Origin of the sequence: Streptomyces sp. SM1, from assembly GCF_002910825.1 — a bacterium.
In the GTDB taxonomy this organism is placed as follows: Bacteria; Actinomycetota; Actinomycetes; order Streptomycetales; family Streptomycetaceae; genus Streptomyces; species Streptomyces okerensis.
The window spans coordinates 1-18,918 of record NZ_NEUB01000579.1; the positions used below are offsets into that span (position 1 = coordinate 1).

General features: G+C 71.8%; 18 protein-coding genes and 1 pseudogene. 2 read left to right on the forward strand and 17 right to left on the reverse strand.

Annotated elements, in window-relative coordinates:
- A partial coding sequence (locus tag B9S61_RS14035) for an MMPL family transporter (RefSeq protein ID WP_103542578.1) occupies positions 1-2,194 on the reverse strand: 2,194 nt, incomplete at its 3' end.
- 373 nt (positions 2,195-2,567) lie between these two features.
- Between B9S61_RS14035 and B9S61_RS14040 the strand changes: the two genes are divergently transcribed.
- Together B9S61_RS14040 and B9S61_RS14045 are read left to right on the forward strand one after the other, a co-directional pair.
- Positions 2,568-3,116: a DUF1697 domain-containing protein gene (locus B9S61_RS14040; RefSeq protein ID WP_103542553.1), complete on the forward strand. Its 549-nt coding sequence runs from the start codon at positions 2,568-2,570 to the stop codon at positions 3,114-3,116.
- Between the two features lie 87 nt (positions 3,117-3,203).
- Positions 3,204-3,829, forward strand: a pseudogene (locus tag B9S61_RS14045) (DsbA family protein).
- 30 nt (positions 3,830-3,859) lie between these two features.
- Here B9S61_RS14045 and B9S61_RS14050 read toward each other — a convergent pair.
- The 16 genes from B9S61_RS14050 to B9S61_RS14115 all read right to left on the reverse strand — a co-directional run bounded on the left by B9S61_RS14050 (position 3,860) and on the right by B9S61_RS14115 (position 18,879).
- Positions 3,860-4,597 carry a sirohydrochlorin chelatase gene (locus B9S61_RS14050; RefSeq protein WP_103542554.1) on the reverse strand — a complete coding sequence of 246 codons (738 nt, stop codon included), beginning with the start codon at positions 4,595-4,597 and terminating at the stop codon, positions 3,860-3,862.
- 8 nt (positions 4,598-4,605) lie between these two features.
- Positions 4,606-5,502, reverse strand: coding sequence for an ABC transporter permease (locus tag B9S61_RS14055; protein ID WP_103542555.1), 897 nt, complete (start codon positions 5,500-5,502; stop codon positions 4,606-4,608).
- Positions 5,489-6,277: an ABC transporter ATP-binding protein gene (locus B9S61_RS14060; RefSeq protein WP_103542556.1), complete on the reverse strand. Its 789-nt coding sequence runs from the start codon at positions 6,275-6,277 to the stop codon at positions 5,489-5,491. The genes B9S61_RS14055 and B9S61_RS14060 overlap by 14 nt, the downstream gene beginning before the upstream one ends.
- 36 nt (positions 6,278-6,313) lie before the next feature.
- On the reverse strand, positions 6,314-7,417 hold the full coding sequence (locus B9S61_RS14065; RefSeq protein ID WP_103542557.1) for an aliphatic sulfonate ABC transporter substrate-binding protein: 1,104 nt from the start codon (positions 7,415-7,417) through the stop codon (positions 6,314-6,316).
- A gap of 117 nt (positions 7,418-7,534) precedes the next feature.
- Positions 7,535-7,666 carry a hypothetical protein gene (locus tag B9S61_RS40335; RefSeq protein WP_146064839.1) on the reverse strand — a complete coding sequence of 44 codons (132 nt, stop codon included), beginning with the start codon at positions 7,664-7,666 and terminating at the stop codon, positions 7,535-7,537.
- Positions 7,654-8,988: a sulfate adenylyltransferase subunit 1 gene (locus tag B9S61_RS14070; protein WP_103542558.1), complete on the reverse strand. Its 1,335-nt coding sequence runs from the start codon at positions 8,986-8,988 to the stop codon at positions 7,654-7,656. Before B9S61_RS14070 ends, B9S61_RS40335 begins: the two co-directional genes overlap by 13 nt.
- Positions 8,989-8,990: 2 nt before the next feature.
- Complete coding sequence (gene cysD / locus B9S61_RS14075) at positions 8,991-9,926, reverse strand: sulfate adenylyltransferase subunit CysD (protein ID WP_103542559.1); 936 nt, start codon at positions 9,924-9,926, stop codon at positions 8,991-8,993.
- Complete coding sequence (gene cysC, locus B9S61_RS14080) at positions 9,923-10,459, reverse strand: adenylyl-sulfate kinase (protein ID WP_308457768.1); 537 nt, start codon at positions 10,457-10,459, stop codon at positions 9,923-9,925. Before cysC ends, cysD begins: the two co-directional genes overlap by 4 nt.
- A 26-nt stretch (positions 10,460-10,485) precedes the next feature.
- Positions 10,486-11,196, reverse strand: coding sequence for a phosphoadenylyl-sulfate reductase (locus B9S61_RS14085; protein WP_103542561.1), 711 nt, complete (start codon positions 11,194-11,196; stop codon positions 10,486-10,488).
- Positions 11,193-11,372: a hypothetical protein gene (locus B9S61_RS42290; RefSeq protein WP_103542562.1), complete on the reverse strand. Its 180-nt coding sequence runs from the start codon at positions 11,370-11,372 to the stop codon at positions 11,193-11,195. The genes B9S61_RS14085 and B9S61_RS42290 overlap by 4 nt, the downstream gene beginning before the upstream one ends.
- Positions 11,369-13,084 (reverse strand): nitrite/sulfite reductase, encoded by a 1,716-nt coding sequence (locus tag B9S61_RS14095; RefSeq protein ID WP_103542563.1) that lies wholly within the window; start codon positions 13,082-13,084, stop codon positions 11,369-11,371. The genes B9S61_RS42290 and B9S61_RS14095 overlap by 4 nt, the downstream gene beginning before the upstream one ends.
- A gap of 129 nt (positions 13,085-13,213) precedes the next feature.
- Positions 13,214-13,297 (reverse strand): putative leader peptide, encoded by an 84-nt coding sequence (locus B9S61_RS43445; protein WP_310887545.1) that lies wholly within the window; start codon positions 13,295-13,297, stop codon positions 13,214-13,216.
- A 127-nt stretch (positions 13,298-13,424) separates the two neighbouring features.
- Entirely contained in the window at positions 13,425-13,997 is a 573-nt protein-coding gene (locus B9S61_RS14100) for a GNAT family N-acetyltransferase (RefSeq protein ID WP_103542564.1), read from the reverse strand.
- Positions 13,998-14,074: 77 nt separating this feature from the next.
- Positions 14,075-15,346 (reverse strand): hypothetical protein, encoded by a 1,272-nt coding sequence (locus B9S61_RS14105; RefSeq protein WP_103542565.1) that lies wholly within the window; start codon positions 15,344-15,346, stop codon positions 14,075-14,077.
- A 263-nt stretch (positions 15,347-15,609) separates the two neighbouring features.
- The gene (locus tag B9S61_RS14110) at positions 15,610-16,869 is read right to left on the reverse strand and encodes a GAF domain-containing protein (protein ID WP_103542579.1); all 1,260 of its coding nucleotides are present in this window, start codon (positions 16,867-16,869) and stop codon (positions 15,610-15,612) included.
- Positions 16,870-17,244: 375 nt separating this feature from the next.
- The gene (locus B9S61_RS14115) at positions 17,245-18,879 is read right to left on the reverse strand and encodes an acyl-CoA dehydrogenase family protein (RefSeq protein WP_103542566.1); all 1,635 of its coding nucleotides are present in this window, start codon (positions 18,877-18,879) and stop codon (positions 17,245-17,247) included.
- Positions 18,880-18,918: the final 39 nt, after the last annotated feature.

The following is an 18,918-nucleotide window of genomic DNA, read 5'->3' on the forward strand; positions in this document are numbered from 1 at the left end:
CCGGGGACTCGTCGTGGGTCAGGTCCGGCATCCGGTGCAGCCACTTCGGCAGGTACCAGTTGCGCTCGCCGAGCAGCGCCATCACCGCCGGGAGCAGCACACCCCGGATGATCGTGGCGTCGATCAGCACCGCCGCCGCCAGGCCGACGCCCATCTGCTTCATGGACTGCATGGACAGCGTGCCGAAGATGGCGAACACGGCGACCATGATGACCGCGGCGCTGGTGACCACGCCGGCCGTGGTGACCACACCGTGCTGGATCGCGTCCCGCGTGCTGCGGCCCCGCATCCGGGCCTCGCGGATCCGGGAGACCACGAAGACGTGGTAGTCCATCGACAGGCCGAACAGGATCACGAACAGGAAGAGCGGCAGCCACGTGATGATGGCGCCGACCCCCTCCGCGCCCACCAGGGACGCGCCCCAGCCGTGCTGGAAGACCGCCACGAGGATGCCGTACGCGGCGCCCACCGACAGCAGGTTCAGCACGATCGAGGTGATCGCGACGGTGATGGAGCGGAACGACAGCAGCATCAGCAGGAAGGCGAAGACCACCACGAAGAGGAAGACCGGGACCACGGAGCCGACCAGCTGGTCGTTGAAGTCCTTGTTCCCGGCGACCTGCCCGGTGATGGGTGCCTCGACCCCGTCCACGGTGCCCAGCGTGGCGGGCCGTACCTCGTCGCGCAGCTTGACCAGGCTCTCGGCCGCCTTGTCCTGGTCGGAGCCGCCCACCAGCGGCACGTAGACGAAGGCGACGTTCTGCCGGCCGTGCACCCTGATCTCGACCGGGCCGCGCGAGGCACCCGAATCGACCGCCTGCGCACGGAAGTCGGCGAGTGCGGCCTTCACCTCGGCCGCGTTGATGTCGTCCGCCCTGACGACCACCTCGGCCGGCTCGGAGCCGCCCGGGAACGCCTCGTTGACGCGGTTGTACGTCTGCACGATCGGCAGCGAGTCGCCGAACTCCTGGTCCAGCGTGAGGTTCTCCGTCTTCATCCCGACCGCGGGAGCGGCCACGGCGAGCAGCGCGCCGGTCGCCACCACGGCGGCCAGGAGCGGCTTGGCGAGCACCCGCTTCAGTACGGCGGTCCAGAACCGGCTGTCGTTGCCGCCGTTGGCGCGGCGCTTGCGCAGGAACGGCAGCCTGCCCTTGTCGACCCGCTCGCCCAGCAGCGAGAGGAGCGCGGGCAGGACGGTGACGGAACCGACCATGGCGACCGCCACCACCATGAGCGAGGCCAGGCCCATCGCCTCGAACTCGGCGATCCCGGTGAACAGCATGCCCGCCATGGCCACGCACACCGTGACACCGGAGACGACGATCGCCCGGCCGCTGGTCGCCGCGGCGATCCGCAGCGCCGTCTGCGCGTCCCGTCCGGCCGCCCGCTCCTCGCGTTCGCGGCGCAGGTAGAACAGGCAGTAGTCGACCCCGACGGCCAGACCCACCAGCAGCATCACCGAGTTGGCGGTCTCGCTCATCGGCTGGAGGTGGCTGACCAGCCCCATCAGACCCATCGTCGCGATGATCGCGGTGATCGCCAGCGCCACCGGCAGCAGCGCCGCCACCAGCGCGCCGAACGCGATCAGCAGGATGCCGAGGGCCACCGGCACCGCGGAGTACTCGGCCTTCTTGAAGTCGTCGCCGAACGCGTCGTCGAACGTCTTCATCATGCTGGCGCCGCCGATCTCCTCGATCCGCAGCGCCTCGTGGTCCTGCTGGACGCCCGCGACGGCGTCGAGCACCGGTTCGACCCGCTCACCCGCGGTGTCCGAGTCGCCGCGCATGTCGAACTGGACCAGCGCGCTGTGCCCGTCCTCGGAGATGGTGTCGCTCTCGTACGGCGAGGTCACGTTCGCGACCTCGCCGGTCTTCTCCACGGCCGTGACGACCGCCGTGACCGCCGACCGGAACTCCTGGTCCGTGGCGGTCAGACCCTCGTCCTTCGCCTGGACGAGTACGGTCTCACCGGCCGGCTCCTCGATGCCGGCCTCCTCGACGATGCGGGCGGCGGTGTTGGTCTCCCCCTTGAGCTGGTCGCTGTTGCCGACATCGACCCGGCCGGCAGCCGAACCGAGTCCCATCGCCAGAACGACGAACAGCATCCAGATGCCGACGGCCGCCCATCGGTGCCGGGCGCTCCAGCCGCCCGCCCGGGCGGCCAGGCCCCGGACCCGCGTATCTCCGTTCCCCATGACGGGCTCGCTCCCTCGTGTGCGGCAGCGACCCCCTGCCGCCACCTGACACTCTCGAAGGTATGGCCCGGGTAAGCGCCTCTCGTCGTGCTGTCCGGTGAAGCTCCGGGGCCCGATGTCATCCCCTCGGCGTTCGGTCCCTCCACACTGGGGAGGACAGTGGCCCCCTACACGCATCAGGGCACAGGGGGACGGATGATCAGGGTCGGGCGCCGTCAGCGGTTCCGCAACCTTGTTGAACAAGTCACAGGTGCGTGTACCGGTTGATCCGGGCCCCCTCGTTCCGCCAGAGTTTCGCGCAGCCCGCCACGCGCGGACCCCGGCCGTCGTGCCCGCCCCCACGGGGCACGACGGCCGTCCTAAGGTGGGCGGCATGGCGAAGAGATACGCGGCGCTGCTGCGCGGGATCAACGTGGGCGGCGGCAGAAAAGTCCCGATGGCCGAACTGCGCACGCTCATGGAGGGCCTCGGGCATGACGGCGTCCGCACCCATCTGCAGAGCGGCCAGGCCGTGTTCGCCTCGGACCGGGGCGACGAGGAGTCCCTGGCCGCCGGACTGTCCACGGCGATCGAACGGCACTTCGGGTTCGTCGTGGACGTGATCGTGCGCGACCACGCCTACCTGAAGGGCATCGTCGAGGACTGCCCGTACCCGGCCGGCGAACTGGAGCCCAGGCAGCTCCACGTCACCTACTTCTCCGCAGCCGTCACGCCCGACCGCTTCGCCGGGATCGACCGAGCGGCCCACCTGCCGGAGGAGTTCAGCCTCGGAGACCGCGCGCTCTACCTGTACGCCCCGAACGGCCTGGGCCGCTCCCAACTCGCCGAGAAACTGTCCCGGCCCCGCGTCGGCAAGGGTGTCATCGCCACCACCCGCAACTGGAACACGGTGACGGAGCTCGTGGAACTCACCGGCGACTGACCCGGGCAGGGCAGCCGGGATTGGACCAGTGGCCGGGCGGCGAACTGGACCAGGACCCCGCTCCCGGCCGCGCATACGGTCGACGGCATGAGCAATGGATCACCCACCCGTGTCGACTGCTGGTTCGACCCCGCCTGTCCCTTCGCCTGGATCACCTCCCGCTGGCTGCTGGAGGTCGAACGGCGACGCCCCCTCGATCTGCGCTTCCGTGTGATGAGCCTCCACCTGCACAACGTAGGCAACGAGCTCCCCGACTGGTACCGGGACCTGGTCGACCGCTCCGTCGGCCCGGTACGGGTGTCGGTGGCCGCGGCCGAACGGCACGGCGAGAAGGTGCTGCGAGACCTCTACACCGCTCTCGGCACGCGGATCCACGAGCGCGCCGTCGACGACTTCGACACCGTGATCGCCGAAGCCCTCACCGAACTCGGCCTGCCCGCCTGCCCGCCGGCCTGGCGGCCGCCGCGCACGACCCGGCCCACGACGACGCCGTGCGCCGCAGCCACGCGGCGGGCGCCGAAGCGGACACGGGCGCCTACGTGGGGACGCCGACCCTTCACGTCGACGGGACCGTCTGGTTCGGACCCGTCCTGCGGGCGGTCCCCCGGGGCGAGCGGGCGGCAGAACTCTTCGACAGCTTCCGGGTGCTGGCCGGTGACGCCGACTTCTTCGAGCTGAAGCGGACCCGGACGGGCGGCCTGTCCTTCGCCTGAGGACCGGGCCGGCCCCGCCCGCCGGGCCGGTCAGGCGCCGACCACCGCGAGCACGGGGACCCGCGCCGCGTCGTACCGCTCCAGCGCCACGCGCGCCACCTCCGGCGCCGCACCCAGCACGTCCGCCAGGACGTCCGCCCCCGCCGCGCCCCGGGCGATACGGTCCGGCAGGAAACCGGGGGCCAGTACGTACGGCGCGACGGCGACGCGGGCGCAGCCGAGGTCGCGCAGTTCACGTACCGCCTGCTCGGTGCGGGGGAGGGCCGCGGAGGCGAACGCAGGCCGCACGGCGCACCAACCGGTGTGCCGCCACTCCCGCGCGATTTCTGCGATCACTGCGATCGCCTCCGGGTCGGAGGACCCCGCCGAGGCCAGTACGACCCCGGTCGAGGACTTGTCGGCGGGCGTCAGGCCCGCCTCGTACAGCCGGCGCTCAAGGGCCGAGAGCAGCAGCGGGGACGGGCCGAGCACCTCGGCCTGGCGGATCCGCAGCCGCGGCGGAGCCTCCGCCAGCACGGCCGGGATGTCCGACTTGGCGTGGAAGGCGCGGGTCAGCAGCAGCGGAAGCGCCACCACGTCACGGACGCCCTCCGCGTCCAGGGACTCCAGCACCCCTTTCACCGAGGGGATGTTGAAGTCCAGGAAGCCCGTCTCCACCCGCAGCCCGGGCCGCAGCGACCGCACCCGCCGCACCAGGTCGTGCACGGTCGCGGCGTGCCGCGGATCGCGGCTGCCGTGGGCGATGACGAGAAGTACCGGACGACGCATGAGGTGCCTCAGCTCCTCACCAGCAGGCCGCGGCTGCGCAGTACCCAGCGTTCCAGCGGGCTGAAGACGAGCAGGTCGATGGCGATGCCGACGGTGAGGATGAGCAGGATGGCCTCGAAGACCATGGCCATGTCGCTGGCGTTGCGGCCGTTCTCCAGCAGTTGTCCGAGGCCGATGCCGAGGTCGGGGAAGGAGGCGATGATCTCGGCGGCCATGAGGGAGCGCCAGGAGAAGGCCCAGCCCTGTTTGAGGCCCGCCACGTAGCCGGGCAGTGCGGCGGGCAGCACGATGTGCCAGGTGCCCTTCAGCCCGGTCGCGCCCAGGGTGCGGCCGGCGCGCAGGAAGAGCGGGGGGACCTGGGAGACGCCGGAGACCAGGCCGTTGGCGATGGAGGGGACGGCGCCGAGGAGGATGACGGCGTACATCATGGAGTTGTTCAGGCCCAGCCAGATCACCGCGGGCGGCACCCATGCCACCGACGGCAGGGACTGCAGGCCGGACAGGATCGGGCCGATCGCGGCGCGGATCACCTTCACCCGTGCGACCAGCAGCCCCAGCGGGGTGCCGATCAGGAGGGCGAAGAAGAAGCCGAGCAGACCGCGCGAGACGCTGGTCCAGATGTAGCCGAGCAACTCGCCCTGGAGCCACGCCTCACGGAGGACGTCCCACACCGCGCCCGGGGAGGGCAGCTTGGTCGGATCGTCCACGATCCCGAAGGAGACCAGCGCCTGCCACACGGCCAGCACCAGCGCGACGGCGACGACCGGCGGCAGGACCTTCTCCCTCAGGGTCTGCCGCAGCGGCCGACGGCCGGTCTGCACCGTCTCCAGGGCGTCGAGGCCCGCCTCCAGACCGGCGAGGTCGCCCCCGTCCCTGTCCTTCGCGGTCGTCTCAGTGCTGGCCATGACGGCGGATCTCCCCACGGAGTTCTTCGGTGATCTCGACGGACAGTTCCGCCACGGCGGTGTCCTCGATGCGGCGCGGGTGCGGGATGCCGACCGTCCACTGACGGGCGATCCGGCCCGGACGGGAGGACAGCAGCACCACCCGCTGCGCGAGCCGGACCGCCTCGCGCACGTTGTGCGTCACGAACAGCACCGACAGCCGCGTCTCGCGCCAGATCCGGGTCAGCTCGTCGTGCAGCACGTCCCGGGTGATGGCGTCCAGGGCCGCGAACGGCTCGTCCATCAGCAGCAGACTGCTCTCCTGGGCCAGCGCGCGGGCCAGCGCGACCCGCTGGCGCATACCGCCGGACAGCTCGTGCACCCGCTTGCCGTACGCACCCTTCAGCCGGACGAGCTCCAGCAGTTCCTCGGCCCGTCCCCGGCGCTCGTTCTTCGGCACGCCCCGCAGTCTCAGGGCGAGTTCGATGTTCTTGCCGGCGGTCAGCCAGGGGAAGAGCGCGTGTTCCTGGAACATCAGGGCCGGCCGGCCGTCCGTGGTGATCGTGCCGGCCGTGGGGCGGTCGAGCCCCGCGACCAGGTTGAGCAGCGTCGACTTGCCGCAGCCGGAGGCACCCAGGAGGGTGACGAACTCACCGGGCGCGACATCGAGCGTGATGTCGTCCAGCACGAGCTGCTGTCCGGCGGGCCCGGCGAACGACTTCGAGACGTGCTCGATCCGGGCGGCGTGCGTGGCCGCCTCGGCGCCGTCGGCGGCCTTGGCGAGGGTCGTGGCCATGGTCGTCACCTCCTGGGAACTGGTCGTGATCCGGACCTACTTGACGCCGAGGCCGGCGTCGTCGACGGCGGGCTCACCCGCGGCCTTCAGGACCTGGTTGAGCAGCGTGAGGTCGTAGATGCCCCTCAGGTCGGGCTCTTCCAGCAGGCCCGCCCTGACGGCGTGCTCCGCCTGCGAGCCGAGGGTGGCGGCCAGCGGGTCGTCGGTGAACCTGATCGACTTCCACGCCGGGTCGAGCACCTCGGCCGGCAACGCCTTGCCGGAGTCGGCCTCCAACTGCTTGTTGGCGGCGGCCTTCGCCTCCTCCGGGTTGGCGTTGATCCACCGGTTGGCCTCGACGGACGCCTTCAGTACCGCCTCGACGGCCTTCGGGTGCTCCTCCAGGAACTCCTGTCGCACGATGATGTTCGTGATCACGAACTTCTCGTCCGGCCACAGCGTCGCCTCGTCCAGCAGTACCTTGCCGCCCTGCGCGACCAGCTTCGAGGCGGTCGGCTCCGGCACCCAGGCGCCGTCGATCGACCCGGCCCTGAACGCGTCCGGGGTGACCTTGTTGGCGCTGCGGACCACCGTGACGTCGCCCGTGCCACTCTGGGCGTCGACCTTCCAGCCCTGCTCTGCCGCCCAGTTGAGGAACGCGACGTCCTGGGTGTTGCCGAGCTGAGGGGTCGCGATCCGTTTGCCCCTGACGTCCTTCAGCGACTTCACCCTGTCCGGGTTCACCACGAGGCTCACCCCGCCGGACGCCGAACCGCCGATGATCCGCAGGTTCTTGCCGCCCGACTTGGTGTAGCCGTTGACGGACGGGGACGGGCCGATGAAACCGATGTCTATGGAGCCGGAGTTGAGTGCCTCGATCTCGGACGGGCCTGCGTTGAAGACGGCGTACTTCGCTTCCGTGCCGCCCAGTTCCCTCTGGAACAGGCCCTTCCGGTTGCCCACCAGGGCGGTGCCGTGGGTGAGGTTGCCGAAGTAGCCGATCCGGACGGAGCCGAGTCCGTCGATCGTCTTCGCCCCGGCGGCGACCTTCACGGAGTCGTCGTCCTTCGCCTCGGACCCGTAGCCGCAGGCGGCCAGGGTGAGCAGCGGAAGCGCGGCTATCACCGCGAGGGTACGGCGCAGGGCGGTTGTGGCAGGCACGGGAGGTGTTCCTCTCGGAGGCCCGGCGGTCACGGTCTACTCAGGCCGTGGCCGGGAAGTCGGCAGGTTTTCGTCTACGGCGGCGGGGGGTGAGGGCGCGCGAGCGGTGCGCGTACGTCATCGCACACATCGGGCCACCCCGCCCTGCCCTCCCCCGGACTTCGTCCGGGGGGACCCCCAGCCGACGCGGCCGCCCTCCCTGGCGAACTCGGAGTAGTAGTCGGTGGAGTTCATGTTCAGAAGTCCCATCCGTCGTCCTCTGCCTCGTCCTTGACGGGCTCCGGCGCGGCGAAGGATTCGCCGACCATGCCGGCGGTGAGGGTGGTGCCGTCGCCGGGGTCGATGAGGATGAAGGATCCGGTGCGGCGTGAGTCGGCGTAGGAGTCGGCGGGGAGGGGTTCGGCGGTGCGGATCTTGACCCGGCCGATGTCGTTGGCGGTGAGCCGGCCGGGGTGGGGGTGCAGGGACAGGTCGTCGAGGGTGAGGCGGGAGGGGATGTCCTTCACGATCGCCTTGACGGTGCGGGTGCCGTGTTTGAGCAGGACCCGGTGGCCGATGGCGAGGGGGGCGTCGGCGACGTGGCAGACGGTGGCTTCGACGTCCTGGGTGGTGGCGGGTGCGTCCTTGGTGGGGACGATGAGGTCGCCGCGGGAGACGTCGATGTCGTCGGCGAGCAGGAGTGTCACCGACTGCGGGGTCCAGGCGGTCTCGACGGGCTCGCCCAGCAGGTCTATCCCGGTGACCGTCGTGGTCCGTCCGGAGGGCAGGACGGTCACGGGGTCGCCCACGCGGAAGGTGCCGGCGGCGATCTGGCCGGCGTAGCCGCGGTAGTCGGGGTGTTCGGCGCTCTGCGGCCGGATGACGTACTGGACGGGCAGCCGGGCGTGGCAGTGGGCGAGGTCGTGGGCGACCGGGACGGTCTCGAGGTGATCCAGGACGGTGGGGCCGCCGTACCAGTCCATGTGTGCGGACGGTTCGACCACGTTGTCGCCGGCGAGTGCGGAGATGGGGATCGCGGTGACGTCGGGGACGCCGAGTTCGGTGGCGTAGGCGGTGAACTCCTCGGCGATGGCGGCGAAGACGGGCTCGCGGTAGTCGACGAGGTCCATCTTGTTGACGGCGAGGACGACGTGCGGGACGCGGAGCAGGGCGGCGATGGCGGCGTGCCGGCGGGTCTGTTCGACGACGCCGTTGCGGGCGTCGATGAGGATCACGGTCAGCTCGGCGGTGGAGGCGCCGGTGACCATGTTCCGCGTGTACTGCACATGGCCGGGGGTGTCGGCGAGGATGAAGCGGCGCCGGGGGGTGGCGAAGTAGCGGTAGGCCACGTCGATGGTGATGCCCTGCTCGCGTTCGGCCCGCAGGCCGTCGGTGAGCAGCGCGAGGTCGGGGGCTTCCTGGCCCCGGTTGGCCGACGCCCGCTCCACGGCCTCCAGCTGGTCGGTCAGGACCGACTTGGAGTCGTGCAGCAGCCGGCCCACCAGGGTGGACTTGCCGTCGTCGACCGAACCGGCGGTGGCGAACCGCAGCAGCGTGGTGGCCGCGAGCTCCTCGGTGGTGATGGTGCTCATCTCTAGAAGTACCCCTCGCGCTTGCGGTCTTCCATCGCGGCCTCGGACATGCGGTCGTCGGCGCGGGTCGCACCGCGCTCGGTGAGCCGGGAGGCGGCGATCTCGGTGATCACCTTCTCGATGGTGTCGGCGTCGGAGTCCACCGCGCCGGTGCAGGACATGTCACCGACGGTGCGGTAGCGCACCAGCCGCTTCTCGACGCGCTCGCCGTCCTTCGGCCCGCCCCACTCACCGGCGCTCAGCCACATGCCACCGCGGGCGAACACCTCGCGCTCGTGGGCGTAGTAGATCTCCGGCAGTTCGATGCCCTCGCGGGCGATGTACTGCCACACGTCCAGCTCGGTCCAGTTCGACAGCGGGAACACGCGGACGTGCTCACCGGGGGCGTGCCGGCCGTTGTAGAGGTTCCACAGCTCGGGGCGCTGGCGGCGCGGGTCCCACTGGGAGAACTCGTCGCGCAGTGAGAACACCCGCTCCTTCGCGCGGGCCTTCTCCTCGTCGCGGCGCCCGCCGCCGAACACGGCGTCGAACCGCTCGCTCTGGATCTTCTCGGTGAGCGGCACGGTCTGCAGCGGGTTGCGCGTGCCGTCGGGGCGCTCCCTGAGCTCCCCGCGGTCGATGTAGTCCTGCACGGAGGCGACGTGCAGGCGCAGTCCGTGCCGGGCGACGGTGCGGTCCCGGTAGGCGAGGACCTCGGGGAAGTTGTGCCCGGTGTCCACGTGCAGCAGCGAGAACGGCACCGGCGCGGGCGTGAACGCCTTCAGCGCCAGGTGCAGCATCAGGATGGAGTCCTTGCCGCCGGAGAACAGGATCACCGGCCGCTCGAACTCACCCGCCACCTCACGGAAGATGTGCACCGCCTCGGACTCGAGGGCGTCCAGGTGGGAGAGGGCGTACGGGCTGGCCGTGCCCTCCTCGACAGTGGCGACGGCTCTCATGCCAGTCCCCTTTCGCTGAGCAGGGCGTACACCGACGCCGCGGACTCCTGCACGGTCCGGTTCTGCGACTCGATCCGCAGATCGGGCGTCTCCGGCTCCTCGTAGGGGTCGTCCACCCCGGTGAGCCCGGTGAGTTCACCCGCGGCCTGCCTGGCGTACAGACCCTTCACGTCGCGTACGGAGCACACCTCGACCGGGGTCGCCACGTGCACCTCGACGTACGCCGTGCCGTTCGCCGCGTGCCGTTTGCGCACCGCGTCCCGGCTGTCGGCGTACGGGGCGATCACCGGGACGAGCGCGGTGACGCCGTTGCGGGCGAGCAGTTCGGCGACGAAGCCGATGCGCTGCACGTTGGTGTGCCGGTCCTCGCGGGTGAAGCCGAGGCCCGCCGAGAGGAACTCGCGGATCTCGTCGCCGTCGAGCACCTCCACCCGCCGGCCCCGCTCGCGCAGCCGGGCGGCCAGTTCGTGGGCGATGGTGGTCTTGCCCGCACTCGGCAGACCCGTGAGCCAGACGGTGGCTCCGGTCGTCACGTCGGTCTCCTGGATCTGAGGGTTCGTCATCCGTGCAGCCCGCACTCGGTCTTGGCCCGGCCCGCCCAGCGTCCGGCGCGGGCGTCCTCGCCCTCCAGCACCCGGCGGGTGCAGGGCGCGCAGCCCACGGAGGCGTAGCCGTCCGTCAGCAGCGGGTTGGTGAGCACGCCGTGCTCGGCGACGTAGGCGTCCACGTCGTCCTGGGTCCAGCGGGCGATGGGGGAGATCTTCACCTTCCGCCGCTTCTCGTCCCAGCCGACGACCGGGGTGTTCGCCCGGGTGGGGGACTCGTCGCGGCGCAGACCGGTCGCCCAGGCCTGATAGCCCTTCAGGCCCTCCTCCAGCGGCCGCACCTTGCGCAGCGCGCAGCACAGGTCGGGGTCGCGGTCGTGCAGCTTCGGGCCGTACTCCGCGTCCTGTTCGGCGACCGTCAGCCGCGGGGTCAGCGTGATGAGGTTGACGTCCATCACGGCCCCGACCGCGTCCCGGGTGCCGATGGTCTCCGGGAAGTGGTAGCCGGTGTCGAGGAACACCACGTCCACGCCGGGCAGTACCCGGGAGGCGAGATGGGCGACCACCGCGTCCTCCATCGAGGAGGTCACGCAGAAACGGCTGCCGAAGGTCTCGGCGGCCCACCGGAGGATCTCCAGGGCGGAAACGTCCTCCAGGTCCCGGCCCGCCCGCTCGGCCAGCTCTCTCAACTCCGCCGTGCCGCTCTCCTGCCGAACCGCCGTCATGTCCGGTCCCCTCCCGTGTCGGCTCGCTCGAGTCCCCGGGCCAGCAGCCCGAGGAACTTCAGCTGAAAGGCTCGGTTGCACGCTCCGCATTCCCACGTCCCGTGGCCCGCCTCCCCCGGAAGCAGGTCCTCGTCACCGCAGTAGGGGCAGTGGAACGGCGCGGCGCGCTCGCTCACGACAGCGCCTCGTCCGCGGCACGGCCGACCCAGGCCGCGAACCGCTCGCCGTCCTCGCGATCCGCCTGGAAGCGCTTCACGACCCGCTCGATGTAGTCGGGCAGTTCGTCCGAGGTCACCTTCAGACCGCGGACCTTGCGCCCGAACGACGGCTCCAGACCGAGTGCGCCGCCCAGGTGCACCTGGTAGCCGCCGACCTGGTTGCCGTCGGCGTCGGTGACCAGCTGGCCCTTGAGCCCGATGTCCGCGGTCTGGATGCGGGCGCAGGCGTTCGGGCAGCCGTTGATGTTGATGGTGAGCGGCTCGTCGAAGTCGGGGAGACGGCGCTGCAGTTCGTCGATCAGGTCGCTGCCGCGCTCCTTGGTCTCGACGATGGCGAGCTTGCAGAACTCGATGCCGGTGCAGGCCATCGTGCCGCGGCGGAACGGAGAGGGGGTGACCCTCAGGTCCAGCGCCTCGAGGCCGTCGACCAGGGAGTCGACCCGGTCCTGCGGAACGTCAAGGATGATCATCTTCTGCTCGACGGTGGTGGAGACCCGGCCCGAGCCGTGGTTCTCGGCCAGTTCGGCGACCTTGGTGAGCAGCGAGCCGTCCATGCGGCCCACGCGCGGGGCGAATCCGACGTAGAAGCGGCCGTCCTTCTGGCGGTGCACCCCGATGTGGTCGCGCCACCGCTGGGCCGGCATCTCGACGGCGGGGCCGTCGGTCAGCTTGCGGCCCAGGTACTCGTCCTCCACGACCTGACGGAACTTCTCCGCGCCCCAGTCGGCGATCAGGAACTTCAGCCGGGCGCGGTTGCGCAGCCGGCGGTAGCCGTAGTCGCGGAAGACGGAGGTCACGGCCTCCCAGACGTCCGGCACGTCCGCCTCGGGCACCCAGGCGCCCAGCCGCACACCGAACTTGGGGTTGGTGGACAGACCGCCGCCGACCCACAGGTCGAAACCGGGGCCGTGCTCGGGGTGGACCACGCCGACGAAGGAGATGTCGTTGATCTCGTGCGCCACGTCGAGCAGCGGGGAGCCGGAGACGGCCGTCTTGTACTTGCGCGGCAGGTTGGAGAAGCGCGGGTCGCCGATGTACCGGCGGACGATCTCGTCGAGTGCCGCAGTGCCGTCGATGATCTCGTCCGCGGCGACCCCGGCGACCGGGGAGCCGAGCATGCCGCGCGGGCAGTCGCCGCACGCCTCGGTGGTGGACAGGCCGACCGACTCCAGGCGCTCCCAGATGGCGGGTACGTCCTCGATACGCACCCAGTGGAACTGGATGTTCTGCCGGTCGGTGATGTCGGCGGTGCCGCGGGCGTACGTCTCGGCGACCTCGCCGATCACCCGCAGCTGCTCGGTGCTGAGCCGGCCGCCGGTGACGCGCACCCGCATCATGAAGTACTCGTCCTCGAGCTCCTCCGGCTCCAGCAGACCGGTGCGCCCGCCGTCGATCCCGGGGCGGCGCTGCGTGTACAGGCCCCACCAACGGAAGCGCCCCCGCAGGTCGTTGGGGTCGATGGAGGCGAACCCGCGCTTGGAGTAGATCGTCTCAATACGTGTCCGCACATTGAGACCGTCGTCGTCCTTCTTGAACTGCTCGGCACCGTTGAGCGGGGTCAGGTGCCCCACGGCCCACTGTCCCTCTCCGCGGTGACGGCTCACCTTGCGGCGGGGAGTCGCGGCGGCAGGCTTCTGCGCGGCGGCAGGGTTCTGCGGGGTGGCGGCCATGGTTGATACGTCCTTCGGGGCAGGCGTGAATACGTCTCTGACCTGCGCATTCAGGCGCACGGTGGGAGTGCGCGTCATCGCGCGGGGAGTGAGGTGAAGAGGGAAATGCCGGGCGGTGCCGGGGTGCTCTCAGCGCGCCGGACAGATGGCGCTGGACATGCGGCCGAGGTCGACGTGCCGCCGACTCACCAAGGCGATTCCAGTTCCAGGCATGGCGGAAGCCTGGCACGGCCGTCTGGACACAGTCCACCGTTATCCGAAATGTGGACACCCTTGTCTCGAAATGAGAGACAAGGGTGTCCTTGGTCACAAGAGCCGCGCGCGGTCTTGCCGGTGCCGGTCAGGCCGGGTAGGCCCCCGGCCACGGGCCCGGAGCCGGCACCTCCGGTTCGTTCTCGACCTTGGTGTCGAAGAGGGTGAAGCCCCGGCGCCGGTAGTTGTCCATGGCGTGCTCGCCGTCCTTGCTGCAGGTGTGCAGCCACACCCGCGTGGTCGGCTTCAGCCCCGGCCAGCGGTCCGCCAGGTCCCAGGCGCGGGCCGTGCCGTACGACAGCAGGTGACCGCCGATGCGCCGCCCGCGGAAGGCGGCGACGAGACCGAAGTAGACGATCTCGACGACCCCGTCCTCCTGCGCCTCCAGCTCCACGTACCCCGCCGGCGTCCCGCGGTCGAGGGCGACCCACGTCTCCACCCCCGGCCGGTCCAGATGCTCCAGCCACTGCGCGTACGTCCAGCCCAGCCGGTCGGTCCAGCGGATGTCACCGCCGACCGACGCGTACAGGAAACGGCTGAACTCGGGCGAGGGCACCTCGGAGCGGACCACCCGCACATCCCCCTCGGGCGCGGCGGCCGGACGGAGATCGGTGGGAGCGGTCTGCTCCAGGGACCAGGTGGTCACGGAGAGGGTCGTCATGTCCGAAAGGTAACCACCAGGGGCCCGATCCTGTCGAACGCCTGATCAGGGTGCGGACGGACACCACGTCCGCACCTCTACTCCAGGGACCCGTCCACCGACGCCAGGGGCAGCGCGAACAGCATCCGTCCGGACTGCGACCACACCTCGCCCGTCTCCTGCCAGTAGGACAGGGACGCCGCCTCACCGCTCCAGCAGCGGTGCGTCTCGTCCGCCCCGCAGCGGATGGGGCGGGCCCCCTCGGTGTCCTGCCGCCACAGGGTGCCGCGCTCGTCCGGCGTCCCGGTCATCCGGCCCAGATACCAGCCCGACCGGTACGACAGCACACTGCGCACATGGGTCAGTTCCGTCTCGTACACCGCGACCGGGTCCGGTTCCAGCAGCCCGGCGCGCTCCGGCTCGTCGCCGAAGGAGTACCGCCACAGCCGGGTCGGCCCGTCCTCCTCCGCGGGCGTCGCCTCGTGGGCGACCAGACTGTCGGGCGCGGTGCTGCGGTCCAGGGAGATGCCGCCCGGCCGGGGGGCGCCGGCGCCGTTCGTCCGGTAGGAGGCGACCGCCGGGAGGACGTACCGCGCCCCGGCCGCCGACCAGCCGCCGGGCACCCGGCCGACGGACGGGCTCTCCACGGTGGCCCGCTGCACACGGTCCAGGTCGTACACGTACAGCGCGCCGCCCTCGCCCCGGCCCGTGGTCACCAGCAGTTTGTCCTGGTACCAGACCATGCCGGACACGGTGGAACCCAGCCCGCGGTAGTCCCGGCCCCCGTCCTCCGGTACGGCGAGCAGTGCCCAGGTGTAGCGCGGCCCGGCGGAGTCGCCCGCGTCCACGAAGGCGACCCGGGCGAGCCCCTGCTCCGCCGCCGATCCCGTGCTCCGGCTCCACCCGGAGAGGATCACCCGGTGCTCGCCCCAGCGGCCGTCCTCGTCCGCGTCCCCGGAGGTGGTGACCGCCCCGGGCCGCCAGCCGTCGGTGTCGCCACCCGGCCAGCAGTACGCCTGTGTCGCGGCCGGTTCGACGGGCAGGGCGCGCCGGTCGTCCTCCGCGCAGTCCTCCGCGTCGCTCAGCGAACCGTCCGGGTCGGCGAGCACGGCAGCGACACCGACCGGCCGGCCCATGCCCTCGGCGAGGCGGCCGAGGGCCGCACCCGGAACATCGTGCCCGGTCAGCCGCAGCGGCGCGGTGTCGGAGGACGCGGTCAGCGGCTTCAGCGCCCCGGGATCATCGGCGTCGGTGGCCTGCGAAGCGCTGATCATGGTCGCCGCCGCGGTCAGCGCGAGAGCGGTCCCGGCCAGCCCGGCCCGCAGGACCCTGCCTCTCCTGCGCCGGCGGTGTCTGCCGCGATGCCTCATATCGTCCTCCTGGGGCGATCCAACTGCGTCCGCTGATCCGCGGGTTGACCGTGGAACAGAAGGGGTGCCCGTACCGGGATGCTACGGCAGCCGACCGCCCCGGGAGAGGAAGACCCCGCAATTGTGCGAACCGGCGGCCCCCGCAGTCTGGCCAGGTGCACGCGTGTACGACCCCCGGCCCGCCGACGCGGCGCCGCCCGCCCCTCACGGACAGCGGTGTCCGCTCCCGAGGGCGGCCCCGGCGGCCCCCGACCCGGCCGGTCTCAATGACCCCGGGCCGGTGTGAGGCGGTCGCGCGGGTGGGGGAACACGGAGTGGGGCTGGTCGGGGAGGAGGGTCTCCACCTCGGCCGACTCGGTGAAGCGGTACGGACGGTGGTCCAGGAGAGGACCCAGATAGCGGCGTACGCGGGACATCTCCGCGCGTACCGTCACCGTACGGGCGGGGTCGCCGAAGATGTCCCCGGCGAGGGCCGCCGCACTGCGCCCGGCGCGGTGTACGGCCAGCAGGTACAGCAACTCGGCGTGCCGGGGGCTCAGTTCACGGACCCAGGAGCCCGACCCGTCCGACACCTCCACCGACCGGCGGCGCGGCTCCCGCAGGTCCAGCACGATCCTCGCCCCGGCACGTGTCACCGGTTCGTCCGCCGCCCGCACCAGCCAGCCGCCGGCCAGCGGCTCCAGCGAGCACCGGCCCAGGGCCGGCAGCCACCGCATGCCCGCCGGCACCGACTTGGGCAGCGCCAGCCGTTCCGTGTACGGCATCCCCGTCACCGCCGCCGTCCACCCGTGCCGGTCCACCACCAGCGCACGCCCGCCGGTCCGGGCCAGCAGCGGTGCCGCCACCGCGCGCAGCCGCTCCAGTGACCGCGCGTGCGTCTCCCGCAGCCGCGCCTCGGCGAGTTTCGCCACCGAGTCGACCCAGGCCAGCGTGGCCGGATGCATCGTCTCGAGCGGACCGCTCACGTCCACGACGCCGATCAGCCGGCCGTCCCGGGGATCGGTGATCGGCGCTCCCGCGCACGTCCACGTGGCCTGCGAGCGTACGAAATGCTCGGAGGCGAACACCTGCACGGGCCGTCCCGTCACCGCCGGGGTGCCCACCCCGTTGGTGCCGACCACGTCCTCACGCCAGTCCGCGCCGATCTGGAAGCCCAGTCCGTCCGCCTTGCGCAGTACCGGCGCACTGCCCTCCCGCCACAGCACCCGCCCCTCCTCGTCGGCCACCACCATGATGTGACGGGCGACGTCCGCGACCGACAGCAACCCTTCCCGCAGCACCGGCAGCACATGCCGCAGCGTCGAGGACTGCCGCCGCCGCTGTACCTCCTCGTGGGACAGCAGACCGCTGCGGAAGCCGTGGTCCGGGTCCACCCCACTGCGCAGCATCCGCGCCCAGGACTGCCCGATCACCGGGCGGGGCGTCACGGGCATGCGCTGCCCGGACAGCGCGGCGGAACGGACCTCGTCGAGCACCCGCGCCGCACGCGCCGTGTCGACGACGGCCAGCTGCGTCACGTCCATCGGCGAGAGTGCCACCGGACCTCCCGGAAGAAAGCTGTCGGACCCAGCACCCCATACTGCCGTCTGCCCCCGGTGGAGACGCTCAGTACAGGGACGGGAACAGCAAGTTGCAACCCCCTGCAACCCTGGTGGACCGCCGGGGACTGTTTGAAGATTGAGCGACGCCGTCCCGAGCGGCGTCCACGGCTCTCAAGGGGCCCGTGCGGCGGGGGTGGTGCCGTGTCGGCGCAGCACCACCCCCGCGTTCGCCTGCCGGCCGGACCTGCGCGCGCGGCACGGGGTGCGGCTTGCTGCGCGTCGGCGGCTGCGGGCAGGGGGTGGCCGGTCGCGCAGTTCCCCGCGCCCCTGGGGTCGGCGTCCGCCTCCCCGTACAGTTCAGGAGACGGGCCGGGCCCGCTCCACCACCGACGCCAGATCCAGGGTGTGCGGCAGCGTCCCGAACGACGCGCCCGCGTCGCCGCCCAGCCGTCCCGCGCAGAACGCGTCCGACACCTCCGGCGGCGCGTAGCGCACCAGCAGCGACCCCTGGAGCACCAGCGCCAGCCGCTCCACCAGCCGCCGGGCCCGCCCCTCGACGCCCTCCAGATCCGCCAGTTCCGTCAGCAGGTCCTTGACCGCCGCGTCCAGCCGGTGGTCGGCCCCGCGCGCCCGCCCGACCTCCCGCAGATACGCGTCGAGTGCCTCCGGCTCGCGGCGCAGCGCCCGCAGCACGTCCAGAGCCTGGACGTTGCCCGCGCCCTCCCAGACCGAGTTCAGCGGCGACTCCCGCACCAGCCGGGGCATCCCCGACTCCTCCACGTACCCGTTGCCGCCCAGGCACTCCGCCGCCTCCACCGCGAGCGGCGCGCACCGCTTGGTCACCCAGTACTTCGCCGCCGGCACCGCGATCCGCAGCAGCGCCCGCTCCCGGTCACCGCCGTCGTCGTACGCCGCCGCCAGCCGCAGCGCCAGCGTGGTGGCCGCCTCCGACTCCAGCGCCAGATCGGCCAGTACGTTGCGCATCAGCGGCTTGTCGACGAGCTTGCCGCCGAACGCCTCGCGGTGCGTGCAGTGGTGCACCGCCTGCGCCACGGCCTGCCGCATCAGCCCCGCCGAGCCCAGCACGCAGTCGAGCCGGGTCGCCGCCACCATCCCGATGATGGTGCGCACCCCGCTCCCCTCCTCGCCCACCCGGCGCGCCCACGTCCCGGCGAACTCGACCTCGGCGGAGGCGTTGGACCGGTTGCCCAGCTTGTCCTTGAGCCGCTGGATGAGGAACACGTTGCGCGTGCCGTCCGCCAGCACCCGCGGCGCCAGGAAACACGTGAGGCCCCCGGGCGCCCGCGCCAGCACCAGGAAGGCGTCCGACATCGGCGCCGAGCAGAACCACTTGTGCCCGGTCAGCTCGTACGCGCCGTCCTCGGCCAGCGGCCGCGCGGCCGTCGTGTTCGCCCGTACGTCGCTGCCGCCCTGCTTCTCCGTCATGCCCATCCCGAACAGCGCGCCGGGCTTCTGCCCGGGGGGCCGCAGGGCGCGGTCGTAGACGGTCGACGCCAGCCGGGGCTCCCACTCCGCCGCCAGCGCCGGCTCCGTACGCAGCGCGGGCACCGCCGCGTGGGTCATCGACAGCGGGCACCCGTTGCCGGCCTCCGCCTGCGTCCACATCAGGAACGCCGCCGCCCGCCGCACATGACCGCCCGGCCGCCCCCACGCCCCCGTCAGCCCCGCCGAGACCCCCTTGCCGAGCAGCCGGTGCCAGGAGGGATGGAAGTCGACCTCGTCGATCCGGTGACCGTAGCGGTCGTGGGTGCGCAGCCGCGGCGGATTCTCGTTGGCCTGCGCTCCCCACTCCTGTACCTGCGCGGACCCGACGGTCCGCCCGAGCCCCGACAGCTCGGTCAGCCCCTCGTCCAGCACGTCCGCCGCCAGATGCCGCTCGACCGCCTCCACCAGAGCCCGGTCGGCGCCGAAGACGTCGTACTGCACGAGTGGGGGAGCCTGGTTGGTCACGGTGTGCGTGGTGCCTGCCATGTCCCGAACGTACCCCGCCGAGGGCCCGCCTCACGCGGC

Bases quoted from the DNA above. Each gene is read 5' to 3' on its own strand.
- cysD (WP_103542559.1), bottom strand. From the start codon at position 9,926: ATGAGAGCCGTCGCCACTGTCGAGGAGGGCACGGCCAGCCCGTACGCC.
- B9S61_RS43445 (WP_310887545.1), bottom strand. From the start codon at position 13,297: ATGCCTGGAACTGGAATCGCCTTGGTGAGTCGGCGGCACGTCGACCTC.
- B9S61_RS14115 (WP_103542566.1), bottom strand. From the start codon at position 18,879: ATGGCAGGCACCACGCACACCGTGACCAACCAGGCTCCCCCACTCGTG.
- B9S61_RS40335 (WP_146064839.1), bottom strand. From the start codon at position 7,666: ATGGGACTTCTGAACATGAACTCCACCGACTACTACTCCGAGTTCGCC.
- B9S61_RS14095 (WP_103542563.1), bottom strand. From the start codon at position 13,084: ATGGCCGCCACCCCGCAGAACCCTGCCGCCGCGCAGAAGCCTGCCGCC.
- B9S61_RS14105 (WP_103542565.1), bottom strand. From the start codon at position 15,346: ATGAGGCATCGCGGCAGACACCGCCGGCGCAGGAGAGGCAGGGTCCTG.
- B9S61_RS14040 (WP_103542553.1), top strand. From the start codon at position 2,568: ATGGCGAAGAGATACGCGGCGCTGCTGCGCGGGATCAACGTGGGCGGC.
- B9S61_RS14070 (WP_103542558.1), bottom strand. From the start codon at position 8,988: ATGAGCACCATCACCACCGAGGAGCTCGCGGCCACCACGCTGCTGCGG.
- B9S61_RS14100 (WP_103542564.1), bottom strand. From the start codon at position 13,997: ATGACGACCCTCTCCGTGACCACCTGGTCCCTGGAGCAGACCGCTCCC.
- B9S61_RS14055 (WP_103542555.1), bottom strand. From the start codon at position 5,502: ATGGCCAGCACTGAGACGACCGCGAAGGACAGGGACGGGGGCGACCTC.
- B9S61_RS14085 (WP_103542561.1), bottom strand. From the start codon at position 11,196: ATGACGGCGGTTCGGCAGGAGAGCGGCACGGCGGAGTTGAGAGAGCTG.
- B9S61_RS14110 (WP_103542579.1), bottom strand. From the start codon at position 16,869: ATGGACGTGACGCAGCTGGCCGTCGTCGACACGGCGCGTGCGGCGCGG.
- B9S61_RS14060 (WP_103542556.1), bottom strand. From the start codon at position 6,277: ATGGCCACGACCCTCGCCAAGGCCGCCGACGGCGCCGAGGCGGCCACG.
- B9S61_RS14050 (WP_103542554.1), bottom strand. From the start codon at position 4,597: ATGCGTCGTCCGGTACTTCTCGTCATCGCCCACGGCAGCCGCGATCCG.